Here is a 22634-nt window from a genome sequence, read left to right as displayed (position 1 = left end):
ATTCGCAAGGTAAATTTGCTGGTATAAGGGCTGTCCCTATAGCGTTTGTGTCTCTGCATCGGAGGTTTTGATGCTCACTAATCTCTCAGACGTGGATCTGCGCAAACTGCGCATCTTTTGCACCATCGTCGAGGCTGGAGGCTTCACTGCCGCGCAGGTACGCTTAAATACCAGCCTGCCTCGCTTGAGCACATTGGTGCGAGATCTGGAAATTCGCCTCGGCTACTCCCTCTGCCGTCGTGGCAAGAGCGGCTTTCAACTTTCCGAACAAGGCGCCCAAACTTATGCGGCGGCGCAGGAACTGTATGCTGATATCGACCGCTTTCATCGGCGGGTAGTCATGCTTAACGAAAAGTATCCAGAGTTCTTGCAGATAGGCAGCGTCGATAACCTGCTTTCACTCGACCAGGCACCGCTGCCGCAGGCCCTCGCTTCCTTTCGCCTGGTTTCGCCCAGTACCCGCATCGACCTGCAAGTAATGCGTGCTGACGAGCTTGAGCAAGCTGTGCTCGAAGGGCGTCTGCACCTCGCCATCGGTTGTTTTAACCACCAGCTCTCAGGCCTGCATTACCAAGCGTTGTTCGAGGAAGAACAAAACCTGTATTGCGGGCGTGGTCATCCTTTCTTTGCACGTCCCGACGAGCATTTTACGGACGAGGAGATCGGTGCCGCAGATTACGTAGACCGTGGCTACATGCTCGAAAGCCGCCGGCCGCACAAATTGCGCTTCGGCAACTCGGTAAGCGCTTTCTCCATGGAAGCCATTGCCACACTGATTGCTTCCGGCACCTGCATCGGCTACCTACCGACCCACTACGCCGATATCTGGGTAGCACGTGGCATGTTGCGTGTAATTGCACCGCAGCGGCTGAGGTATAACGCAGCATTTCATAGCATCACCCGACAAGGGCAAGTCCCGACAGAGTCACTGGCCAAGCTGATGCAAGCATTGCAGGCCGCAAAGCACTCGGTGACATTGAAGTCGAGCACGCAAGTTTGAAAAATGACAAACAAACCCGTCCGTCGAAAGCACTTTTCCATACCCTAGGCAAATGGCTGTCGAATACAGCGCCCTTCATCCGCTCATGATTATTTCCTCCACTTAAGTGGAGGACTACAGAATAGTAAAAAGTCCCCGCAAAGCGGTACGTTGTGATCGGCTGCTTTTAGCCGATTCTGTTGAAAAAGTCGGATTTTCAGATCGCCTGAATTCAGGCTCGACCACCACTGGAGAACCTACTCACCACATTGAGTGGTTTTTCGGACCTTCGGTGACCTTTGCTGCTCTGTTATTGGGTTATTTTGAGGTTTTTTGCTTGGTGCAGGCGCACCTATCCCGTGACTGGTGGCCCTTGAGATGAAAATTTGGCCAGCCGTCGCAGGTTCTGCACCGCAGCGGCCAGCGTGAATTCATCCGTCGCGCCACTCATGCCACGTAGTCGCAAGCGATCCAATTTCAGGATGCGCTTGAGGTGGGCAAACAACATTTCGACCTTTTTACGTTCGTGGCGAGAGCGCTGATACGCCGGTGTTGCTGCAATGCGCCGAGCCACATCGCGAGCAGCTTCATGGACGCTGCGGGCGATCTTGCGAAACGCAGTGTTCGGGCAGCACTTGGCTTTCATCGGACACGTAGCGCAGTCGGTCTGTCTGGATCGGAAGATGATGGTGTTGGCTTTGGTGACGTGTGAACGCTCATTTTTGAAGGCTCGCCATTCGCTGCGCAATGGGTTGCCGGCCGGGCAGCGGTATTCCTCAGCCTCTTCATTCCAGTGGAAATCGGTGCTCGAAAAACTGTCGTTCTTGCGCTCGGTTTTGTCCCACACCGGCACATGCGGCTCGATGTCTTTTTCCTCCACCATCCAGGCCAGCATCGGCGCCGTACCGTAAGCAGTGTCGCCGATGAGGCGATCTGGCTTAATGTCGAATTGTTCTTCGACCCGATCAATCATCGTCTTGGTACTTTCGACCTCGGCCGTTCGATTGGCAGGTGTTGGTTCCACATCCATGATCACGCCATGCTCAGTGTCGATCATGTAGTTCGTGGAGTATGCAAAGAAGGCGGGGCCACCCGGAGCAGCCGTCCATCGGGCTAGAGGATCAGTCAGCGATAAGCGCTTGGGAGGTGCTTCAGCCAGCGCCTCTTCATCAAGTGCTTCGAGGTATTCACGTACGGCACGCGTACTGAGCGTTGGATCGCTCCAGTTGACCTCTCCATCGCCTGGTACACCACGCTGCCGACTCGCGTCCGCCTTGATGATGCTGGCGTCCACTGCAAAGCCTTCGCCCTTGACCAGACCTGCGTCCATGCAGCGACGCAGCACCTCATTAAACAGCCACCGAAACAAACCGCTGTCCCGGAAACGGCCGTGTCGATTCTTGGAAAACGTCGAGTGATTGGGGACTTCATCCTCAAGGCTCAACCGGCAGAACCAGCGATACGCCAGGTTCAAATGGGCCTCTTCGCACAACCGCCGCTCGGAGCGAATGCCATAGCAGTAACCCACGACCAGCATGCGAATCATCAGTTCAGGATCAATTGAAGGGCGCCCAATCGGGCTATAGAAATCGGTGAGATAATGGCGCAGGTCGCCCAGATAGAGACACCGATCAATGCTGCGCAGAAGATGATTTGCTGGGATGTGATCTTCAAGGTTGAACGAGTAAAACAGTCGATCCTGCCCACTCGATAACTGTCCCATCATGCTGCGTACGCTCCCGCTGGCCGATGTGTATATTTTGCCGCAAGCCCGGTAGGAGAGCTACTTGCTCAATAAATCGATCGAAAACTGTCAGTCAAAGAACTCCATACCTGCGTATGGATGGCGCCGACATTGCTCAAGCCGCGAAGCCAGACTGCCGACATGCACTTCCAGTCGGTGCCCGTCGGGGTCTGAGAAATAAAACGAGTCACCCTCGCTCGAATTGGTTTTCCACTCGATAACGTTCCGTAACCGCAAGCAAACAGTTACTCCTTCAAAATCGTCCTGCCCCACCGAAAACGCATAGTGAGTGTAATCAGGGTGTTTTTCCGATGCATAGTTCTCATCGAAAGACAAACAAAGCCAGAGATAGCCAAGGGTAAGATAGGCCCCCGTTTCCCAGCGAGCAGCCAGCCTAAAACCGAGTAGCCCCACATAAAATTCGATACTGCGAGGAAGGTTCGCAGTCGCCAACGTAAGGTGATTCAAGCCAGTCAACATGAGCACCTATCCAAAACAAGTCGATGAGAGGGGGTGAGCATACCAACGTCGATTTTTTCAACACAATCGGCCGATTGCCGCCGCTCACCAAGGCAACCTGGGAGCGCTCCTCAGTCAAGGCGGTTGATGGCGCGTACAAGATTAGCGCGCGCTTGCTGTTCGAATGCATCGAAGAATGGGCCGGTCGTATAGATGCGTCCGCGTGCCAGGAAGCCCTCCAGGACCTGGCGCCGCTTTCGGCGGTAGACAAACAGCGGCACATATCGGTACTCGCGACGGACTTGGCGGTCGTACTCCTCAAACCGCGCGGCCGATGCCCCAAGAATCGCCAGATCCGTGTCCACCAACACGGCCTCGTCTGCCGACGCAGAAGCGCCGTCGTGTCGCGTCACCATGATCAGGCCGTAAAGCCTGCGCCGGATTTCATCCCCCAGGCCGCTATCGCGTGCCACGTCGTCCAGCCATTGCGCACTGCGCAGCTCGTTGTCGCTGCGAAGGGGGTCATATATGGCGTCATGAAACCAGAGTGCGAGGTCGACTTCAGCGGGGGCGTGGCAAGCAGCGTTGATGAGCCGGCGCACCTGGAGACATTCCTGCAAATGCTGGCAGTTGTGATATGCCCGATGGGGCTCGCGGTAGCGTCGAAGGAGCTCTTCATAGGTTGCTCGCGCCGGGCATCCGACGCCAAGCTCCGCCCAGACGCGCGCCCAGGCGGCGAAATCCACACCGTCAGGCACCTCGGGGGCGCTGTGCGCGCCGACCGGGAAGAGGCTGCGCCCTTCAGGTGTTCCCCTCATCGCTCCTCCTCCCCATCAATGTAACGCTCGACCCAGGCGCTCAACGTCGGTGCGGCGAAGGCCGTCGGCAGCAATGGCCGCGCCGTGGTGGACAGCGTGAACGCCCCCTGGATAAAGCAGGTAATGCCCGCCACCAGCGCATCGAGCCCTCGGGCGCGGCGTCCGCGTTCAGCGAACCGCTGTCGGAGCAGGCCCTTGAGAAGCTTCATCTGCGCCGCTAGCACAGCCTGATAGACCTCGCGCACATCGGGGTCGTGGGCCGACTGCTCGCCGATCATCACCCAGGCCGCCACCGCATCGGGCTGTGCGTCCGAACCGTAGGCCAGGTGTGCTGCTATGTAGGCCTGAAGCCTTTGCTCCGCCGTCTGGGCCTCAGCGGCCCGGGACTCGTAGCGCTGAAGGGCGTAGCCGGCCAGTGAGTCGACCAGTGCCACCAAGATCTCGCGCTTGTCCTTGAAGTGGTAATGCACGAGGCCAGGCGCTAGTTCCGCGTGCCGGGCGATGGCCGCTACGGTTGCGCCTGCGTAGCCGGCCTTGGCCATGACGGCCTGGAGTGCCGCCACGATCTGGCCGCGTCTTTCATCAGTGTTCGAGCGCCGTGCCATGTCACCTTTCCAATATTGGTTGCACGACCAGCTTAGCATTGACATCGACTCCGCCACACCCTAGCTTTCCAAATATTGGTTATCAGACCAATTTTGGAGATCACGATGAATTCCTTCGCTGAAAAACTGATGGCGGGGGCCACTGCTCCGTCGGCCTCGGTCGAGCTACCGCTGGGTGACAAGGTGCGTTGTGTCCTGGTCCACGAGTTTCTTTCGGCCAGCGAGTGCGAAGCGTTGATAGAAGCCACGGAGCAGTGCGGGTTCGCCAGCGCAGGGTCTGACTATCCGTCCTCCTACCGCGATAATGACCGGATCGTGGCAGACGACCCCGCTCTGGCCGGGCGGCTATTCGAACGCTTGAAACACTGCGCCTGGCGGATGCCGAGGCTCGGGACGGTGATCGATGAGGACGGCTGGCATCTGGCTGGCATCAATGAGCGGCTGCGCTTCTGCCGCTACCGGCCCGGCACCCAGTTCCGCGCCCATCAGGATGGTGTACACCATCGCCAGCGCCAACAGTCACGCCTGACCTTCATGATTTATCTTAACGACGATGCATTCAGCGGCGGAGAGACCGTGTTCTTCGAGGGACGGTCCGCAGCCATGTCGAACCGGGATTCCACGCTCAGGCTGCGCCCGCGAAAGGGCAGCCTGATCGTATTCGACCACACACTCTGGCACGCCGGCGCCTTAGTGGACGCTGGCCAAAAGTACGTCATGCGCAGTGACCTGATGTACGAGCCACAGCAATCCTTGCAAGTCGACGGCCCCTTCCAGCCGGGCCACCGCGGGTACGTATGGGCGCTTGCCGACCTTGGCGACAGGGGCTTTGCAAGCGCCGGGCGTGACGCAACCATTCGGCTGTGGGATCGCGAGGGCCGGTGCCTGGGCCAGCTTGACGGACATACACAGTCCATTCTGGGTCTGGTGGACGTGGCGCCTGGCGAGCTTGTTTCTCACTCGCGGGACCGTACGATCCGCCATTGGTCCTTGGCGACCGGCAAGTCAAGGTTGGTCGGCACATCGGATTCGGCCGTCCTGTCCTCGGCAAGGTTAGGCGCTGGCCGCTTCGCAACCGGGGCTGCTGACGGTCGCGTGACAGTCTGGAACCTGGCGACAGGTGCTACGGACAGGCGTCAGGCCCACGCCTGCTGGGTCTGGGCGATCGCGCCTATGGGCAACGGCGGTTTCGCCAGCGCATCAGAGGACGGAACCGTCAGGCTGTGGCAACCCGAGGAGCGGGACTGCGTACAAGTGCTCGATCTGGGCCGCCCCCTGAGGACGCTGGCGAGCTGGATCGACGCCGATGGCAGCGTCATCTTGGCTGCGGGTGATTTTGACGGCACCGTGCACCTGCTAGCCGTCGACCCGATGCTGGCGCTTCTGGATTGCCTTGCCGCCCATGACGGGCCTGTGCGGCGCGTGCGCTTCGAGGCGCGACAGGGGCTGCTGACATGCGGCGAGGATGGACACGTTAGCCGGTGGAATCTGGCATCACACCAGGGGGCGATCATCGGGTCACACGACAACTTTGCAACCGATGTGCTCCCCGCCCGCGCCGGTCGCTGGATCAGCTGTGGGTATGACGGCCAGATAAGGGTGCATGGCGACCCGATCCAGCGCTGAGGAGGGCAACAGCGGCCAGGCCACGTCGCGGACCTTACTCGTTGAGGCGAACGCATTCGGCAAACAGCCTCGTCACCTTGACGTGTTTGTCGCCCTTACATCTGTCTGCCGTTTCGCGCAGCAATCGCAACAGTGCTCGGCGAGTCGGCAAGTGGCACGAAATGTCGTGTCGCGCCATCCAGCGCATCGATGCAGCCCGCCTCGATGTCATAGACCCAACCGTGCAAATTCATGCGCCCCTGCTCGAGCGCGAGTGCCACCGATGGATGCGTACGCAGATTCGCCAGCTGTGCGATCACATTTTCGCGCACGAGGCCGTCGAGCTTCGCGCGAGGCGTGTCGAACTCATGCGCCGCGTTAATCGCTTTCGCCGCATCTGCGTGGCGTAGCCAGTTGGCAACCGCCGGAAGATGATCCAGGCACGTACAGCGCGAAATCGCGCCCATCGCTCCGCAATCCGAGTGGCCGCAGATGACAATGTCCTGTACACCGAGCACGGCGACTGCATATTCGACGGTGGCGGAAACGCCGCCCGGCTCAGGGCCATACGACGGCACAATGTTGCCCGCGTTGCGAATTACGAATAGTTCGCCCGGTTCGCGCTGCGTCAGAAGCTCGGGCACAACACGACTGTCCGAGCACGTAACGAACAACGCCTTCGGGTTTTGTTCTGTCGCGAGCTGCTTGAAAAGCTCGACGCGTTGCGGATAGACCTCGCGCTGAAAGCGCAGAAAGCCGTCAATGATGTCACGCATTAATTCCTCCAAACCCGCATGCCGGATGTTGGCACGAGCACTCGTTATGCCATCGCGCCGCAGTGGTCCCCATTATTGCAAACGTCGCGCGCATTCGCTCTATTCGATCAATGATGAACATCGAGCCGAAATCCTCGCATTAGAAGTTCGCCGGGGTGTTGGCGCTGATGATTTCCGCCTCATCCTGGCCAATGTTGCGAAAGCTATGGGGCAAGGTGGTGGGGAAGTAATAGCCATCCCCCGGGTTGAGCACGCTGACTTGCCCGTCCACGGTCAACTCCACGGTGCCGCGGGTCACCAGGCCGCACTCCTCGCCTTCGGCATGCACGATGGCTTCTTCGCCGGAGCTGGCGCCGGGGGCGTATTGCTCGCGCAGAAAGCGCATCTGCCGGTTGGCCACCGGGGCGCCGATCATCAACAGGCGCAGGCCGTCGCGGCCCAGGTCCGGCTGTTCGTTGGCGCGGAACACGTATTGGTGCTCACGGGGCGGTTGGTCGAAGGTGAAGAAGTCGGCCAGGGACATGGGGATGCCTTCCAGCAGCTTTTTCAGGGAGCTGACGGAGGGGCTGACGCGGTTCTGTTCGATCAGGGAGATGGTGGCATTGGTGACGCCGCTACGACGGGCCAGCTCGCGCTGGGAGAGTTTGTAGCTTTCGCGAACGAGTTTGAGTCGGGTGCCCGTGTCCATAACAGCCTTATGTGAGAAGTACTTAAGGGTATTTTTGCGGCGGTTGGGTCGCGAACGTCGCGATTTGGCTGCCCTGGAGCCTGAAAAGGCGGCTATTTAAACATGTTTGACAGGCAAGCTGTAAAGACTGGCGATGGGCGTGAAGGCTGGGTGATGGGGTGTCGGTTTTCCGGGGCTTTGCGAGGCTTTTTCCGGGGCGGGTCAAGGGCCGGAGCTTCGCGAGCAAGCTCGCTCCTACAGGAGTGGGAGGCTGTAGGAGCGAGGTGGCGTCAGATGCCGAAGCGGTCGCGCAGGGCGTAGTACGCGGCGCCCATGGCGGTCAACGGGGCCTGGAAGGTGCGCCCGCCGATCATCGGCATGTGCGGCAGGGAGGCGAAGGCGTTGAAGCGTTCGGCGTCGCCGCGGATCATTTCGGCAATCAGCTTGCCCGCCAGGTGCGAACAGGTGACGCCGTGGCCGCTGTAGCCCTGCATGTAGTAGGCGTTCTTTTCGATACGGCCGAATTGCGGCATGCGCGACATGGTCAGCAGGAAATTGCCGGTCCAGCGGTAGTCGATCTTCACGTCCTTGAGCTGGGGGAAGGTCTTGAGGATCTTCGGCCGGATCAGTTGCTCGATGTCGTCCGGCTCCCGGGCGCCGTAGACCACGCCGCCGCCGTACAGCAGGCGGTTGTCGCCGGTCAGGCGGAAGTAGTCCAGCAGGTAGTTGCAGTCTTCCACACAGTAGTTGTTGGCGATCAGGCTGCGGGCCAGTTGTTCCGGCAACTGCTCGGTAACCACGATCTGCGAACCGCAGGGCATGCTCTTGCGGGTCACGCGGGGGTCGAGGTCTTGCTGCAGGTAGGCGTTGCCGGCGATCAGCAGGTACTTGGCCCGCACCACGCCTTTGGCGGTACGCACCACGTTGGGTTCGCCGTAGGTGATTTCCACCGCCGCCGATTGTTCGAAGATCTTGCCCCCCAGGCCGATGATGGCGCTGGCTTCGCCCAGGGCCAGGTTCAGCGGGTGGATGTGGCCGCCCTGCATGTCCAGCAGGCCGCCGATGTAGTTCTTGGTGCCGACTTCGCGGTCGATCTGCGCCTTGTCGAGCATCTTCAGGTTGTTATTGCCCAGGCGCTCCCAGTTGCGTTTCTGTTCCGCCAGGCCCTTGAGCTGCTTGTTGTTCAGGGCGGCGAAGATGCCACCGGGGCGGTAGTCGCACTGGATGTCGTAATGCTGGATGCGCTGGCGAATGATGTCGGCGCCTTCGAAGATCATGCTGCCGAGCACTTCGGCGCTTTTTTCGCCGTAGCGTTCTTCGATCACGTCCACGTCGCGGCTGTAGGAGTTGACCAGTTGCCCGCCGTTGCGCCCGCTGGCGCCGAAGCCGACCTTGGCCGCTTCCAGCACGGTGACGCTATAGCCCGCTTCCGCCAGGAACAAGGCCGAGGACAGGCCGGTGTAGCCGGCGCCGATCACGCAGACGTCGCACTCCACCAACTCGTCGAGTTGCGGGTAGTCGGTGGTCTGATTGCGGGTCGCCGCGTAGTAGCTGTTCACGTAGGTTTGCATGAGAAATTCCCCAGCGGGTACGGGCCCAGGCCCGCCGCCGCTGTTGTTATAAGAGTTAGAGCTTGATCCAGGTCGCTTTGAGCTCGGTGTATTTGTCGAAGGCGTGCAACGACTTGTCGCGGCCATTGCCGGACTGTTTGAAGCCGCCGAACGGCGCGGTCATGTCGCCGCCGTCGTACTGGTTGACCCACACACTGCCGGCCCGCAGGCCGCGGGCAAAACGGTGGGCGCGACTGAGGTTGGCGGTCCAGACCCCGGCCGCCAGGCCGAAGATGCTGTCGTTGGCGATCTGCAGCGCTTCTTCTTCGGTATCGAAACTGATGACCGACAGCACCGGGCCGAAGATTTCTTCCCGGGCGATGGTCATAGCGTTGGTCACGCCGTCGAAGATCGTCGGCTCGACATACAGGCCGCCAGTGCTTTCCAGGGTGCGGACACCGCCGGCCAGCAGTTGCCCGCCCTGCTCCTTGCCGATCTCGATGTAGCGCAGCACGTTCTCCAGTTGACGCTGGTCCACTACCGCGCCGACCCGGGTTTCGGGATCGAGGGCATGGCCCGGCTTCCAACCCTTGAGGGCCTCCACCAGCAGCGGGATGAACTGCTCGCGGATCGAGCGCTGCACCAGCAGGCGCGAGCCGGCGGTGCAGACTTCGCCCTGGTTGAAGGCGATGGCCGCAGCAGCCGCTTCAGCCGCTGCGCGCAGGTCTGGGGCATCGGCAAACACCACGTTGGGGCTCTTGCCACCGGCTTCCAGCCACACCCGCTTCATGTTGCTCTCGCCGGCATACACCAGCAGTTGCTTGCCCACGGCGGTGGAGCCGGTGAAGGCCAGCACGTCCACATCCATGTGCAGGGCCAGGGCCTTGCCGACGGTGTGGCCGTAGCCCGGCAGGACGTTGAACACGCCTTTGGGGATGCCGGCGTCCAGGGCCAGCTGGGCAATGCGGATCGCGGTCAGCGGCGACTTTTCCGACGGTTTGAGAATGAACGAGTTGCCCGCCGCCAGGGCCGGGGCGAATTTCCAGCTGGCCATGATCAGCGGGAAATTCCACGGCACGATGGCCGCTACCACGCCCGCCGGTTCCCGGGTCACCAGGCCCAGCTGGTCGTGAGGGGTGGCCGCCACTTCGTCGTAGAGCTTGTCGATGGCTTCGGCGTTCCAGCGGATGGCGTTGGCCGTGGCCGGAATGTCGATAGCCATGGAGTCGCCAATCGGCTTGCCCATGTCCAGGGTTTCCAGGAGCGCCAGTTCTTCCTGGTGCTCAAGGATCAGTTCGGCAAAGCGAATCAGGATGCGCTTGCGCTCGGCCGGGGCCTTGCCCGACCAGACGCCACTGTTGAACGCCTGGCGCGCCACCGCCACCGCACGATCGGCATCGGCCTGATCGGTGCTGGCAACGTTGGCCAAAAAGCGTCCGTCCACCGGGCTCAGGCATTCAAAGGTGGCACCGCTGGCGGCGGCGCAGTACTGGCCGTCGATAAAGGCACGGCCTTCGAGGCTGAGGGACTGGAAGTGCTGCTCCCAGTCGCTGCGGGATTTAGTCATGGCAAATACTCAACGCAGGCAGTGACACGGTCATCAGACCGTGTGCAGGTACCAGTTGTATTCCAGGTCGGAGATGGAGTTTTCGAACTCCGCCAGCTCGCTTTCCTTACAGGCCACGAACACGTCGATGTACATCGGGTCGATGTACTTGGCCATCACTTCGCTGTCGTCCAGTACGCGCAGGGCGTCCCGTAGGTTGGTGGGCAGGCTTTGTTCGTTCTGCTCGTAGGAGTTGCCTTCAACCGGCGCGCCCGGGTCGATCTTGTTGGTCAGGCCGTGGTGAATGCCCGCCAGCACCGAAGCCATCAGCAGGTAAGGGTTGGCGTCGGCGCCAGCCACCCGGTGCTCGATGCGCACCGCATCGGCAGAACCGGTGGGTACGCGCACGGCCACGGTGCGGTTGTCGATGCCCCAGGTCGGCGAGTTCGGCACGTAGAACTGCGCACCGAAACGGCGATAGGAGTTGACGTTGGGGCACAGGAAGGCCATCTGCTGCGGCAGGGTGTCGAGCACGCCGCCGATGGCATGGCGCAGGGCTTCGTTGGTCTCTGGGTCTTCGCTGGCGAAGATGTTGTTGCCCTGTTTGTCGAGGATCGAGATGTGCACATGCAGGCCGTTGCCCGCCTGGCCCGGATAAGGCTTGGCCATGAAGGTGGTGTCCATTTCATGGTCGTAGGCGATGTTCTTTACCAGGCGCTTGAGCAGTACTGCGTAGTCACAGGCCTTGATCGGGTCGCTGACGTGGTGCAGGTTGACTTCGAACTGCGCCGGGGCGCTTTCTTTGACGATGGCGTCGGCCGGAATGCCCTGCTCTTTCGCGCCTTCGAGGATGTCTTGCAGGCAGTCGACGTACTCGTCGAGGTCGTCGATCAGGTAGACCTGGGTGGAATGCGGACGCTTGCCGGAGATCGGCGAACGGGGCGACTGCGGACGGCCGTTCACGTTGTCCTGGTCGATCAGGTAGAACTCCAGTTCAAAGGCCGCGCAGATGGTCAGGCCCATCTCATCGAACTTGCTCACCACCTGGCGCAGCACTTCGCGGGGGTCGGCGAAGAACGGCTGGCCTTCGATCTCGTGCATGGTCATCAGCAGTTGCGCGGTGGGGCGCTTCTGCCAGGGCTCGACGCTCAGGGTGCCGGGGATCGGGTAGCAGATGCGGTCGGCATCGCCGATGTCCAGGCCCAGGCCGGTGCTTTCCACCGTGGAGCCGTTGATATCCAGGGCAAACAGCGAGGCCGGCAGGTTGATGCCCTTCTCGTAGACCTTGTGCAGCGCGGTGCGCTCGATGCGCTTGCCACGCACCACACCGTTCATGTCTGCAATCAGCAGATCGACGTAGAGAACCTCGGGGTGTTTTTTCAGGAAGGCATTGGCTTCATTGAGTTGAATGGCACGCGGGGGGACCGACATGATGCACCTATTGTGTTAATTATTATGTTCACTGCTGTGACACGCCAGCAGTCAACCCGAAAGAAAAACCGGAGTCAATAGCGAACAACAGCCACCATTCGTCAATTATTTTGCCTCACTAAAGGCCGGTACGCCGCGCAATCCGCGCCGCCTGCGGGTTTCAAGCAGATAATGTTTAGAATTTTTTACATGAAAGTTGTTAATTAAAATCAACGAGGATAAGCTCTGGAAAAACTCGTTCCAGCGTGAATTTCGAGGTGATAAAAATGGCATTCAAGCCATTGATCGGCGTTACTGCGTGCGTCAAAGAGATCGGCCTGCACCCCTACCACGTCAGCGGCGACAAGTACTTGCGTGCTGTCAGCGTCGCGGCCGAGGGCCTGCCCCTGATCATTCCTTCCCTGGCGGATCTGATCGACATCGACGATCTGCTGCGGCAAGTGGATGGGCTGCTGTTTACCGGCTCGCCATCCAATGTCGAACCCTTCCATTACCAAGGCACTCCCAGCGAGCCGGGCACCGCCCACGACCCGCAGCGTGATGCCACCACCCTGCCCCTACTGCGTGCGGCGATTGCCGCCGGCGTGCCGGTGCTCGGCATCTGCCGCGGTTTCCAGGAAATGAACGTGGCCTTCGGCGGCAGCCTGCACCAGAAGGTGCATGAACTGCCGGGCTACATGGACCACCGCGAAGCCGACGATCCGCGCATCGAAGTGCAGTACGCCCCGGCGCACCCGGTGGCGATCCAGCCCGGCGGTGTGTTCGAGGCCATGGGCCTTACCGGCGAAATCCAGGTCAACTCGATCCACAGCCAGGGCGTCGACCGCCTGGCCCCCGGCCTGCGGGTCGAGGCCGTGGCCCCGGACGGCCTGATCGAGGCGGTGTCGGTGGAACACAGCAAGGCCTTCGCCTTCGGCGTGCAGTGGCACCCGGAATGGCAGGTGCTGTCGAACCCGGCCTACCTGCGGATCTTCCAGGCCTTTGGCGACGCCTGCCGGCAACGGGCCGCACAACGGCGCTGAACCACCGGCCGCGGCCACAACCCAGACGATTCATCACGCCCTGCCCCGCGGCGAGCGCGCCTGTGCGCGCCCGTCGTCCAGCGTGAGCAACACACGGCAAGACCACAACAACAAATAGCGTCAGGCCGCCAGGGAGGCAGCGCCGAATCAGCCCGCACTCACTGCGGGCTGGCAATCAACCTTTAGGCCCGGCCGAATTGATCGGGCTGCTGACACCTGTTGGGAGTTTCACATGGCAAACGCCTCCAGCACTTACCGCAAGGCCCTCGAAGGCACTCCGAGCCCGCAGAAGGTCCTGGTCAAGATCGACCGCGTGACCAAGAAGTTCGATGAAACCGTGGCCGTGGACGATGTGTCCCTGGAGATCCACCAAGGCGAGATCTTTGCCCTGCTGGGCGGTTCCGGCTCCGGCAAATCCACCCTGCTGCGCATGCTCGCCGGCTTCGAACGCCCCACCGAAGGCCGCATCCTGCTGGATGGCGTGGACATCACCGACATGCCGCCCTACGAGCGGCCGATCAACATGATGTTCCAGTCCTACGCCCTGTTCCCCCACATGACCGTGGCCCAGAACATCGCCTTCGGCCTCAAGCAGGACCGCCTGCCGGCCAGCGAGATCGACGCCCGGGTCGAGGAAATGCTCAAGCTGGTGCACATGACCCAGTACGCCAAGCGCAAGCCGCACCAGCTCTCCGGTGGCCAGCGCCAGCGCGTGGCCCTGGCCCGCTCCCTGGCCAAGCGCCCCAAGCTGCTCTTGCTGGACGAACCCATGGGCGCCCTGGACAAGAAGCTGCGCTCGCAGATGCAACTGGAACTGGTGGAGATCATCGAGCGCGTGGGCGTGACCTGCGTGATGGTGACCCACGACCAGGAAGAGGCCATGACCATGGCCCAGCGCATCGCCATCATGCACCTGGGCTGGATCGCCCAGACCGGCAGCCCGGTGGACATCTACGAAGCGCCGGTGAGCCGCCTGGTGTGCGAATTCATCGGCAACGTCAACGCCTTCGACGGCACCGTTACCGAAGACCTGGAAGGCTACGCCATCATCGACTGCGCGGACCTTGCGCAGCAGATCTACGTCGGCCACGGGGTCAGCACCTCGGTGCAGGACAAGTCGGTGACCTACGCCATCCGCCCGGAAAAGATGCTGGTCACCACCCTCAAGCCCGACGCCCGCTACAACTGGTCCAAGGGCAAGGTGCATGACATCGCCTACCTGGGCGGTCACTCGGTGTTCTACGTCGAGCTGCCTGGCGGCAAGATCGTCCAGTCGTTCATGGCCAACGCCGAGCGCCGTGGCTCGCGGCCGACCTGGGATGACGAAGTCTACGTCTGGTGGGAAGACGACAGCGGCGTGGTACTGCGAGCATGAGTACATCGACCATGAGCACTTTCAATCAGAAGCTGTTCCGTATGCTGCCCAGCGGTCGCAAGCTGGTGATCGGCATTCCTTTCCTCTGGCTGTTCCTGTTCTTCATGCTGCCGTTCTTCCTGGTGATGAAGATCAGCTTCTCGGAAGCGGCCCTGGCGATTCCGCCCTACTCGGAGATCTACAGCTACGCCGAACAGAAATTCCAGCTGCTGCTGAACCTCGGCAACTACGCCATGCTGGCCGGCGACGAGCTGTATTTCTCGGCCTACCTGGGTTCGCTGAAGGTAGCCCTGCTGAGCACCCTGATGTGCCTGGTGGTGGGTTTCCCCATGGCCTATGCCATCTCCAAGGCCAGCAAGGAGGCGCAGAACGTCTTGCTGCTGCTGATCATGATGCCGACCTGGACCGCGATCCTGATCCGCGTCTACGCCTGGATGGGCATCCTCAGCAACAACGGCCTGCTCAACAGCTTCCTGATGTGGACCGGGCTGATCAGCCAGCCCCTGGAAATCCTCAACACCAACACCGCCGTCTATATAGGCGTGGTCTACGCCTACCTGCCGTTCATGGTGCTGCCGCTGTACGCCAACCTGGTCAAGCATGACCAGAGCCTGCTGGAAGCCGCGTCGGACCTGGGTTCGAGCAACTTCAACAACTTCTGGAAAATCACCGTGCCCCTGGCCAAGAACGGCATCATTGCCGGCTGCATGCTGGTGTTCATCCCGGTGGTGGGTGAGTTCGTGATTCCGGAACTGCTGGGCGGCCCGGAAACCCTGATGATCGGCCGCGTGCTGTGGCAGGAATTCTTCAACAACCGTGACTGGCCGGTGGCCTCCGCCCTGGCGGTGGTGATGCTGGCGATCCTGATTATCCCGATCTTGCTGTTCAACCGCAGCCAGGCCAAAGAGATGGAGGCACGGGCATGAAACGCTTCGAATTTTCCAAACTGATGCTGGTGCTGGGCCTGCTGTTCATCTACCTGCCGATGCTGATCCTGGTGATCTACTCGTTCAACGCCTCCAAGCTGGTGACGGTGTGGGGCGGCTGGTCGATCAAGTGGTACGTCGGCCTGCTGGACAACCAGCAACTGATGGGCTCGGTAATGCGCTCCCTGGAGATCGCCTGCTACACCGCCATTGCCGCGGTGGCCCTGGGCACCCTGGCGGCCTTCGTGCTGACCCGGGTCACCCGTTTCAAGGGCCGCACCCTGTTCGGCGGCCTGGTCACCGCGCCGCTGGTGATGCCGGAAGTGATCACCGGCCTGTCCTTGCTGCTGCTGTTCGTGGCCATGGCGCAATTGATCGGCTGGCCCATGGAGCGCGGCATCGTCACCATCTGGATCGCCCACACCACATTCTGCGCAGCCTATGTAGCCGTGGTAGTCTCCGCGCGCCTGCGGGAGCTGGACCTGTCCATCGAAGAAGCGGCCATGGACCTGGGAGCGCGACCGTTCAAGGTGTTCTTCCTGATCACCATCCCGATGATCGCGCCGTCACTGGCGGCCGGCGGCATGATGTCCTTTGCCCTGTCCCTGGATGACCTGGTGCTGGCCAGCTTCGTTTCCGGCCCGGGCTCCACCACCTTGCCGATGGAAGTGTTCTCGGCGGTGCGCCTGGGGGTCAAACCGGAGATCAACGCCGTGGCCAGCCTGATCCTGCTGGCGGTGTCCCTGGTGACCTTCCTGGTCTGGTACTTCGGCCGTCGCGCCGAAGCCGCCCGCAAGCGGGCGATCCAGGAGGCCATGGAATACACCGCCAACGAATCCTGGCAGCCACCGGCGGCAAAAAAACCTGTGGTACGAGCACCGGTGACGGCCTAGCCATCGTCTCTTCGCCAGCAAGCTGGCTCCTACGGATAACCCACACCTGTAGGAGCCAGCTTGCTGGCGAAAAAGGCTCACCCCGAACCCCCGAGTTACACACGCAGCAATCTGCACAATAAGAAATGGAGTTGTAGTGATGAAAATGCTTGGCAGGACTCTGCTCTCACTGTCCTTGATGGGCGCAATGGTTACCGGCGCTCAAGCCAACGACAAAGTGCTGCGCGTCTACAACTGGTCGGACTACATCGCCCCGGACACCCTGAAGAAGTTCGAGGCCGAGACCGGCATCCACGTCACCTACGACGTCTTCGACAGCAACGAAACCCTGGAAGCGCGCCTGCTCACCGGCAAGTCCGGCTACGACATCGTGGTGCCGTCCAACAGCTTCCTGGCCAAGCAGATCAAGGCCGGGGTCTACCAGGAACTGGACAAGTCCCGCTTGCCCAACTGGAAGAACCTCAACCCGGTGCTGCTGAAAAACGCCTCCGCCAGCGACCCGGACAACGCCCATGCCTTCCCCTACATGTGGGGTTCGATCGGCATCGGCTACAACCCGGACAAGGTCAAGGCGGCCCTGGGCAGCGATGCCCCGACCAACTCCTGGGACCTGCTGTTCAAGCCGGAGAACGGCGAGAAGCTCAAGGCCTGCGGCATCAGCTTCCTCGACTCGCCCACCGAGATGCTCCCCGCCGCCCTGCACTATCTGGGCTACCCGGTAACCAGCAAGGACAAGGCACAGATCCTCGAAGCCGAAGCCCTGTTCATGAAGATCCGTCCTTCAGTGACCTACTTCCACTCCTCCAAGTACATCTCGGACCTGGCCAACGGCAACATCTGCGTGGCCGTGGGTTACTCCGGCGACGTGCTGCAGGCCCGTTCCCGCGCCGAAGAGGCCGGCAACAAGGAGAAGGTCGCGTTCAGCATTCCCAAGGAAGGCGCCGGCAGCTTCTACGACATGATGGCCATCCCCAAGGACGCCACCAACGTCGACAACGCCTACCTGTTCATGAATTTCCTGATGCGCGCGGACATCATCGCCGAGGTCACCAACAGCCTGGGCTACAGCAACGCCAACGCGGCGGCCACGCCGCTGGTGGACGAAGCGATCCGCAACGACCCGGCGTCCTACCCGCCCCAGGCCGTACTGGCCACCCTCTACGCAGTACCGGACCAGCCGATCGCCATCCAGCGCGTGATGAACCGCGGCTGGACAAGGATCAAGCTGGGCAAATGACTCAAGCTGCCCGCCGCTGGCGGGCACCGCTCGCCTTTTTCCGTTCACGTCGCGCCTTACCACCGCGACACTCCTGCGAACGGCTTCACCCGGCTCCCTCGGTTGAGGTGAATCCTTGGCGCCTTCGGGCGCCTTTTTTGCGTTCCCTGCAGCCGCTGGCGCAGGCGCGAATGGTTTGGGCGGCATACCGATGCAGCAAACGCAGCGATCCTGAAGACAGCAGAGGGGCCCGCGGCCCCTGTCGCTGCCACAGGCTGTTCCTCGCCTCAGGAAGTGGTATTTTTTGCGACTTCTGGCGTGACTGATCGGCATGAAGCCAAGGCCGCCAACTTTCAGGGAGCTGCACCGATGAAGTCTGCCGTACACCCTTGCCCGTTGCCCCATGACTCCAGCATCGCGGCCCTGGCCCCCGGTGCCACCTTCATCGACTGCCGCCGCACCCTGGCCGAGGACCCCGAGCGCAGCGCCATGCGTCATCTGCTGTGCCTGATGAGCCAGACCCCGGCCTGGATCGACCGCCTGATGGGCCTGCGCAACCGCGTGGTGCAGCTGTTCGGCCTCAAGGACCTGGGGCGCCTGACCCGCATCGACCTGTCGCGCCCCGACGAGGATTACCAGCCCGGCGACCGGGTGGGTATCTTCACCCTGATTTCCCAGAGCCCCGACGAGGTGCTGGTGGTGGACCGCGACAAGCACTTGGACGTGCACCTGTCGCTCAACCGCCAGCCGCTGGACGCCGAGGGCCGGCGCCCGGTGGTGCTGTCCACCGTGGTCCACCCGCACAACCGCCTGGGGCGCCTGTACATGCTGCCGGTGGCGCCGTTCCACCGGATCATCGCGCCCATGACCCTGGCCACTATCAATAACTGCTGAGCCTTCCATCCCAAGGATCTTGCCGTGCACACACCGGATTTCGATATTGTAGTCGTAGGCCTGGGCGCCATGGGCGCCGCCACTCTCTATCAACTGGCCAAGCGCGGGGTGAAGGTGGCGGGCATCGACCGCTTCGCCCCGCCCCACGACCTGGGTTCCAGCCACGGCGACACCCGCATCACCCGCCAGGCGGTGGGCGAAGGCGCGGCCTACGTACCCCTGGCGATCCGCTCGCAGCAGATCTGGCGCGAACTGGAGGCGGAGCTGGATGTGCAGTTGTTCGAGCAATGCGGGGTGCTGGTGATGACCGCCAGCACCGACCCACAGCGCCCGGCAGAGGCCCGGGACTTCACCGACAACAGCATCGAGCTGGCCCGGCGCTATGGCATCGAGCACCAGGAGCTGGACGCCGCCGAGATCCGCCGGCGCTTCCCGCAGTTCGCCCCGCTGGATGACAGCGCCCGGGGCTACTTCGAACCCGGCGGCGGCTTTGTCCGCCCGGAACGCTGCATCGATGCGCAACTGACCCGGGCCCGGCAACTGGGGGCAACCCTGATCACCGGCCAGACAGTGCTGGAGCTGGACGCCCAGGATGACGGGGTGCACATCATCAGCGACGGCTCGCGGCTGTTTGCCCGACAGGTCATCGTCAGCGCCGGCATGTGGTCGGCGCAGTTGCTGGGGGCGCCCTTCGATTCGCTGTTGCAGGTGTGCCGCCAGCAGCTGTACTGGTTCCGCCTGGATGAGCCCGAGCGCTACCCGGCCCGCTCCCCGAGCTTCATTCTCCACAGCGCCGATGACGTGGACGCCTGCTACGGCTTCCCGCCGATTCCCGGCGAAGGCAGCGTGAAGATCGCCACCGAGCAGTACAGCGCCAGCAGCCAGCCGGACAGCCTCGACCGCCAGCCCAGCAGCGCCGACGCCCAGCGCCTGTTCCACAAACTGATCGCCCCCCATATCGCCGGGCTGGCCCCCGAGTTGGTGAAGGCCAGCGTCTGTGCCTACACCGTGACCCCGGATTCGGGGTTCATCATCGACCGCCACCCGCGCCTGGCCAATGTCACCGTGGTCAGCGCCTGTTCCGGCCATGGCTTCAAGCATTCGGCGGCGATTGGCGAAGCCCTGGCCCAGCAGCACGTGGACGGTTGCAGCGAAATCGACCTGAGCAGTTTTTCTCTGCACCGCTTCAACTGAAGGCAACGGCCCCTTTATCGGGGCCGTGGTGAAAAAAAATCCTCGGGGTGACGTTTTTCGCCGTTTATCTGCCGTTTTCAGCCTTGCTGGTTGGCCGAGTCTCTACGATTCTTTAGAAACCCCTCAGGGCGGCGCATCGCCGCCCCACGTAGAACAACCGGAGCGCCCCATGAAGAGCGTCGCAGAACTGCTGAAACTCAAGGCCAAGCACAACCAGCAAGTGCACACCATCGCCCCGCACCAGATGGTCCTGGAGGCGCTGATGGTGATGGCCGAGAAAAACGTCGGCGCCTTGCCGGTGCTGGAGAATGGCGTGGTGGTCGGGGTCATCAGCGAGCGCGACTACGCGCGCAAGCTGGTGCTCCACGGGCGCTCCTCGGTGGGCACCCCGGTCAGCGCGATCATGAGCTCGCCGGTAATCACCGTGGACTCGCACCAGAGCGTGGACACCTGCATGAACATCATGACCGACAGCCACCTGCGCCACCTGCCGGTGGTGGAAAACGGCCAGTTGCTGGGCCTGCTGTCCATCGGCGACCTGGTCAAGGAAGCAATCGCCGAACAGGCCGACCTGATCCGCCAGCTGGAGCAGTACATCCGCGGCGAATGACCCCAGGCCCTGCGCCGCCCTGGCTCACAGGGCGTCACCCGCCGTGAAGAATTGCCGCCCATCGCTCTTGAGCAGATCCAGCAGGGCCTGGGCTGCGGGCGACAGGTAGCCTTCGGCGCGTACCAGCACCACGATGCTGCGGCGCATGCAGGTTTGCGCCAGGGGCACTTCCCGCAGGTGGGCGATGCCCTTGAAGTCGTCCAGGGTTTCCCGGGCTAGAAAACTCAGCAGCCCGGTCTTGGCGATCAGCCGCGGCAACAGGGAGATGGTGTTGGTCTCTATCTGCACCGAGGGCAGCGGCAATTCATGGCTCTGGAACACGTTGTCGATCCAGCGTCGCGCCGACACCCGGGTGCCCGGTAGCACCCAGCGGTAGGCGCACAAGTCGCGCAGGCGCATGGGCGTGGCGAATATCGGGTGGTCGCGGCTGGCCACCACCACCGCCCGGTCTTCGAACAGGGTGTGGTGGCTCAGGTGCGGGTCGCCTTCGAACATCGGGCAGATGACCATGTCCAGGCGCCCGGAGCGCAGGGACTCGCGCAACAGGTCGTCCTGGCCGATCACCAGGTTCAAGGTGATGTCCGGAGCCCGCTCCAGCAAGGTGGCGGTCATCTGCGGCAGCAGGTGTTCGGCCATGCTGGCGGCACAGCCCAGGCGGATGTTGCCGAGCACGCCGCTGGCGAAGTCCCGCACCTCGCGATGGGTCTCGGCGATGTTCTGCTGCAGTTGCCGGCTGCGCCGCTGCAGCAACTCACCCACGGCGGTGAGCTTGATACCGCGGCCTTCACGCTCGAACAGCTTGGTGCCGAAGGATTCCTCCAGGCGCTGGATGCTCTTGGTCAGCGCCGGCTGGCTGCGGTTGAGCTTCTGCGCCGCCCGGCCCAGGTGGCCGAGCTCGGCGATGGTGTCGAAATAGGTCAGGTCGCGCAGGTCCATGATCGATCAACAATAGTTATTAGTTGATCACAATTAGAAACTGGACTTGATCAATCGCGCTATCAATAATTTGCTCCGGCGCAGGTTTTACCGCTCCCGCAACAGGAGTGGCCAGCGTCTTGGAGAGTCGTCCCTTGTCGCCATCGCTTCGTCTATCCCTGAATACCTGGCCCCAGGCGCTGCAATGGCCGGCCTGGCTGTTGCTGGCCGGCATCAGCGGCCAGTTGCTCAAGTACCTGGAGATTCCCGCCGGGCAGTTTCTCGGGCCGATGCTCACGGCGATCCTGTTTGGCGTGTGCGGTGCCAGCATCCGCGTGCCGCGCCTGGCGTTTCGCCTGGGCCAGGGCTCGGTGGGCATGCTCGCCGCCCACTCCATGACCCTCGCCGTGCTCACGGCCATGCTCCAGTCCTGGCACGTGATGCTGGTGGCCACCCTGCTCACCGTCAGCCTCAGCGCCCTGGTGGGCCTGGTGCTGGTGCGCTTCGGTGGGATTGCCGCCAGCACCGCGGCCTGGGGCACGGCGCCCGGTGCGGCCTCGGCCATGGTGTCGATGGCCGACGAGTTCGGCGCCGACTCACGGGTGGTGGCCACCATGCAGTACGTGCGGGTGGTGTGCGTGGTGATGGTCGGGGCCCTCGTCAGCCACTGGATCGGCGCTCCGGCCAGCGGCAGCGAGGCCCACGCCAGCCAGATGGCCCTGCACGGCATGAGCCTGCCGAATGTTGGCCTGAGCATCGTGGCGATCGTCTGCGGTGTGCTCCTGGGTTCACGGGTGCCTGCCGGGGCCCTGCTGGTGCCGCTGCTGCTGGGCGGCGCGCTGCAAGTCAGCGGGCTGTTGCAGATCAGCCTGCCGTCCTGGCTGCTGGCCTGCGCCTACGGCGCCATCGGCGGCTATATCGGCCTGCGCTTCGACCGCCCGACCCTGAGCTATGTGTTCGGCCACCTGCCGGCGATGATCGGCGGCGCCCTGCTGCTGATCGCCCTCTGTGCCCTCTCTGCCTGGGGGCTGGCCCTGTGGATGGGCAAGGACTTTCTCTCGGTCTACCTGGCCACCAGCCCCGGCGGCCTGGACGCCATGGCGATCATCGCGGTGGACACCCATTCGGATGTCGGCCTGGTGCTGGCGATGCAGACCCTGCGCCTGTTCGCGGTGATTGTCAGCGGCGCGTTTTTCGCCCGGCTGATCATCAAGTGGTCGCGATAGGTGCCGGAGCAAGCTCCCCTGCCCCACCTACAGCGCTTGCCCTTGATTGATCGGCATCAGCACCCAAGGCGCATTTTTTAACAACCTGAAATAGTAAATCCAAGCGGTTTGAAACCTGCCCCTGCTCGCCGCCAGCCTTATAAGCTGGGGCTTTGCACGGTTTCCACAGTCTCGTGAGGGCGA

21 protein-coding genes are annotated in these 22634 nt (G+C 62.2%); 11 read left to right on the top strand and 10 right to left on the bottom strand.

Annotated elements, in window-relative coordinates; genetic code table 11:
* Positions 1-70 precede the first annotated feature (70 nt).
* Positions 71-1000 (top strand): LysR family transcriptional regulator, encoded by a 930-nt coding sequence (locus ABCR88_RS12810; RefSeq protein WP_015635927.1) that lies wholly within the window; start codon positions 71-73, stop codon positions 998-1000.
* Positions 1001-1331: 331 nt separating this feature from the next.
* Here the strand turns inward: ABCR88_RS12810 and ABCR88_RS12805 are convergent, their stop codons facing one another.
* The 4 genes from ABCR88_RS12805 to ABCR88_RS12790 form a co-directional block, all read right to left on the bottom strand.
* Positions 1332-2705, bottom strand: coding sequence for an IS1182 family transposase (locus tag ABCR88_RS12805; RefSeq protein ID WP_350402792.1), 1374 nt, complete (start codon positions 2703-2705; stop codon positions 1332-1334).
* Positions 2706-2792: 87 nt separating this feature from the next.
* Entirely contained in the window at positions 2793-3203 is a 411-nt protein-coding gene (locus ABCR88_RS12800) for a VOC family protein (RefSeq protein ID WP_350402793.1), read from the bottom strand.
* A 110-nt stretch (positions 3204-3313) separates the two neighbouring features.
* The gene (locus ABCR88_RS12795; RefSeq protein WP_350404678.1) at positions 3314-4000 is read right to left on the bottom strand and encodes a hypothetical protein; all 687 of its coding nucleotides are present in this window, start codon (positions 3998-4000) and stop codon (positions 3314-3316) included.
* On the bottom strand, positions 3997-4605 hold the full coding sequence (locus tag ABCR88_RS12790; RefSeq protein ID WP_041117381.1) for a TetR family transcriptional regulator: 609 nt from the start codon (positions 4603-4605) through the stop codon (positions 3997-3999). Before ABCR88_RS12790 ends, ABCR88_RS12795 begins: the two co-directional genes overlap by 4 nt.
* 105 nt (positions 4606-4710) lie before the next feature.
* Here ABCR88_RS12790 and ABCR88_RS12785 point away from each other — a divergent pair, with 105 nt between their 5' ends.
* Positions 4711-6231 carry a 2OG-Fe(II) oxygenase gene (locus tag ABCR88_RS12785; RefSeq protein ID WP_350404677.1) on the top strand — a complete coding sequence of 507 codons (1521 nt, stop codon included), beginning with the start codon at positions 4711-4713 and terminating at the stop codon, positions 6229-6231.
* Positions 6232-6326: 95 nt separating this feature from the next.
* Here the strand turns inward: ABCR88_RS12785 and ABCR88_RS12780 are convergent, their stop codons facing one another.
* The 5 genes from ABCR88_RS12780 to ABCR88_RS12760 all read right to left on the bottom strand — a co-directional run bounded on the left by ABCR88_RS12780 (position 6327) and on the right by ABCR88_RS12760 (position 12180).
* Positions 6327-6986, bottom strand: coding sequence for a carbonic anhydrase (locus ABCR88_RS12780; RefSeq protein WP_041117377.1), 660 nt, complete (start codon positions 6984-6986; stop codon positions 6327-6329).
* A gap of 139 nt (positions 6987-7125) precedes the next feature.
* Positions 7126-7674 (bottom strand): cupin domain-containing protein, encoded by a 549-nt coding sequence (locus ABCR88_RS12775; RefSeq protein WP_011060642.1) that lies wholly within the window; start codon positions 7672-7674, stop codon positions 7126-7128.
* 269 nt (positions 7675-7943) lie between these two features.
* On the bottom strand, positions 7944-9224 hold the full coding sequence (locus ABCR88_RS12770; protein WP_065363688.1) for an FAD-binding oxidoreductase: 1281 nt from the start codon (positions 9222-9224) through the stop codon (positions 7944-7946).
* 55 nt (positions 9225-9279) lie between these two features.
* Positions 9280-10770, bottom strand: coding sequence for an aldehyde dehydrogenase (locus ABCR88_RS12765; RefSeq protein ID WP_236186935.1), 1491 nt, complete (start codon positions 10768-10770; stop codon positions 9280-9282).
* Between the two features lie 33 nt (positions 10771-10803).
* Positions 10804-12180: a glutamine synthetase family protein gene (locus tag ABCR88_RS12760; protein WP_011060639.1), complete on the bottom strand. Its 1377-nt coding sequence runs from the start codon at positions 12178-12180 to the stop codon at positions 10804-10806.
* A gap of 266 nt (positions 12181-12446) precedes the next feature.
* On the opposite strand from ABCR88_RS12760, the gene ABCR88_RS12755 reads away from it, so the two are divergent.
* From ABCR88_RS12755 to ABCR88_RS12720, 8 genes are all read left to right on the top strand, one after another.
* Complete coding sequence (locus ABCR88_RS12755) at positions 12447-13202, top strand: gamma-glutamyl-gamma-aminobutyrate hydrolase family protein (RefSeq protein ID WP_236186936.1); 756 nt, start codon at positions 12447-12449, stop codon at positions 13200-13202.
* A 232-nt stretch (positions 13203-13434) separates the two neighbouring features.
* Positions 13435-14577, top strand: coding sequence for a polyamine ABC transporter ATP-binding protein (gene potA / locus ABCR88_RS12750; protein WP_123473159.1), 1143 nt, complete (start codon positions 13435-13437; stop codon positions 14575-14577).
* Positions 14578-14621: 44 nt separating this feature from the next.
* On the top strand, positions 14622-15503 hold the full coding sequence (locus ABCR88_RS12745) for an ABC transporter permease subunit (RefSeq protein WP_162865010.1): 882 nt from the start codon (positions 14622-14624) through the stop codon (positions 15501-15503).
* Entirely contained in the window at positions 15500-16396 is an 897-nt protein-coding gene (locus tag ABCR88_RS12740; RefSeq protein ID WP_350023947.1) for an ABC transporter permease subunit, read from the top strand. Before ABCR88_RS12745 ends, ABCR88_RS12740 begins: the two co-directional genes overlap by 4 nt.
* Positions 16397-16535: 139 nt before the next feature.
* Entirely contained in the window at positions 16536-17633 is a 1098-nt protein-coding gene (locus ABCR88_RS12735) for a polyamine ABC transporter substrate-binding protein (RefSeq protein WP_350023946.1), read from the top strand.
* A gap of 348 nt (positions 17634-17981) precedes the next feature.
* Positions 17982-18506: a DUF2867 domain-containing protein gene (locus tag ABCR88_RS12730; RefSeq protein WP_169893625.1), complete on the top strand. Its 525-nt coding sequence runs from the start codon at positions 17982-17984 to the stop codon at positions 18504-18506.
* Between the two features lie 24 nt (positions 18507-18530).
* A complete protein-coding gene (gene solA, locus ABCR88_RS12725; protein ID WP_350023945.1) occupies positions 18531-19700 on the top strand; it encodes an N-methyl-L-tryptophan oxidase in 1170 nt (389 codons plus the stop codon).
* Between the two features lie 169 nt (positions 19701-19869).
* The gene (locus ABCR88_RS12720) at positions 19870-20310 is read left to right on the top strand and encodes a CBS domain-containing protein (protein ID WP_011060630.1); all 441 of its coding nucleotides are present in this window, start codon (positions 19870-19872) and stop codon (positions 20308-20310) included.
* A gap of 24 nt (positions 20311-20334) precedes the next feature.
* Here ABCR88_RS12720 and ABCR88_RS12715 read toward each other — a convergent pair whose 3' ends face one another.
* Positions 20335-21246 (bottom strand): LysR family transcriptional regulator, encoded by a 912-nt coding sequence (locus tag ABCR88_RS12715; RefSeq protein WP_011060629.1) that lies wholly within the window; start codon positions 21244-21246, stop codon positions 20335-20337.
* A 134-nt stretch (positions 21247-21380) separates the two neighbouring features.
* Between ABCR88_RS12715 and ABCR88_RS12710 the strand changes: the two genes are divergently transcribed.
* Positions 21381-22451: an AbrB family transcriptional regulator gene (locus tag ABCR88_RS12710; RefSeq protein WP_041117358.1), complete on the top strand. Its 1071-nt coding sequence runs from the start codon at positions 21381-21383 to the stop codon at positions 22449-22451.
* Positions 22452-22634: the final 183 nt, after the last annotated feature.

Origin of the sequence: Pseudomonas sp. W17, from assembly GCF_040268305.1 — a bacterium.
Classification (GTDB): domain Bacteria; phylum Pseudomonadota; class Gammaproteobacteria; order Pseudomonadales; family Pseudomonadaceae; genus Aquipseudomonas; species Aquipseudomonas protegens.
This window is presented reverse-complemented; position numbering and strand designations above follow the sequence as displayed.

Excerpts from the sequence above, each read along its gene's own strand:
- ABCR88_RS12810 (WP_015635927.1), top strand. The coding sequence starts at position 71 with ATGCTCACTAATCTCTCAGACGTGGATCTGCGCAAACTGCGCATCTTT.
- ABCR88_RS12805 (WP_350402792.1), bottom strand. The coding sequence starts at position 2,705 with ATGATGGGACAGTTATCGAGTGGGCAGGATCGACTGTTTTACTCGTTC.
- ABCR88_RS12800 (WP_350402793.1), bottom strand. The coding sequence starts at position 3,203 with ATGTTGACTGGCTTGAATCACCTTACGTTGGCGACTGCGAACCTTCCT.
- ABCR88_RS12795 (WP_350404678.1), bottom strand. The coding sequence starts at position 4,000 with ATGAGGGGAACACCTGAAGGGCGCAGCCTCTTCCCGGTCGGCGCGCAC.
- ABCR88_RS12790 (WP_041117381.1), bottom strand. The coding sequence starts at position 4,605 with ATGGCACGGCGCTCGAACACTGATGAAAGACGCGGCCAGATCGTGGCG.
- ABCR88_RS12785 (WP_350404677.1), top strand. The coding sequence starts at position 4,711 with ATGAATTCCTTCGCTGAAAAACTGATGGCGGGGGCCACTGCTCCGTCG.
- ABCR88_RS12780 (WP_041117377.1), bottom strand. The coding sequence starts at position 6,986 with ATGCGTGACATCATTGACGGCTTTCTGCGCTTTCAGCGCGAGGTCTAT.
- ABCR88_RS12775 (WP_011060642.1), bottom strand. The coding sequence starts at position 7,674 with ATGGACACGGGCACCCGACTCAAACTCGTTCGCGAAAGCTACAAACTC.
- ABCR88_RS12770 (WP_065363688.1), bottom strand. The coding sequence starts at position 9,224 with ATGCAAACCTACGTGAACAGCTACTACGCGGCGACCCGCAATCAGACC.
- ABCR88_RS12765 (WP_236186935.1), bottom strand. The coding sequence starts at position 10,770 with ATGACTAAATCCCGCAGCGACTGGGAGCAGCACTTCCAGTCCCTCAGC.
- ABCR88_RS12760 (WP_011060639.1), bottom strand. The coding sequence starts at position 12,180 with ATGTCGGTCCCCCCGCGTGCCATTCAACTCAATGAAGCCAATGCCTTC.
- ABCR88_RS12755 (WP_236186936.1), top strand. The coding sequence starts at position 12,447 with ATGGCATTCAAGCCATTGATCGGCGTTACTGCGTGCGTCAAAGAGATC.
- potA (WP_123473159.1), top strand. The coding sequence starts at position 13,435 with ATGGCAAACGCCTCCAGCACTTACCGCAAGGCCCTCGAAGGCACTCCG.
- ABCR88_RS12740 (WP_350023947.1), top strand. The coding sequence starts at position 15,500 with ATGAAACGCTTCGAATTTTCCAAACTGATGCTGGTGCTGGGCCTGCTG.
- ABCR88_RS12735 (WP_350023946.1), top strand. The coding sequence starts at position 16,536 with ATGAAAATGCTTGGCAGGACTCTGCTCTCACTGTCCTTGATGGGCGCA.
- ABCR88_RS12730 (WP_169893625.1), top strand. The coding sequence starts at position 17,982 with ATGAAGTCTGCCGTACACCCTTGCCCGTTGCCCCATGACTCCAGCATC.
- ABCR88_RS12720 (WP_011060630.1), top strand. The coding sequence starts at position 19,870 with ATGAAGAGCGTCGCAGAACTGCTGAAACTCAAGGCCAAGCACAACCAG.
- ABCR88_RS12715 (WP_011060629.1), bottom strand. The coding sequence starts at position 21,246 with ATGGACCTGCGCGACCTGACCTATTTCGACACCATCGCCGAGCTCGGC.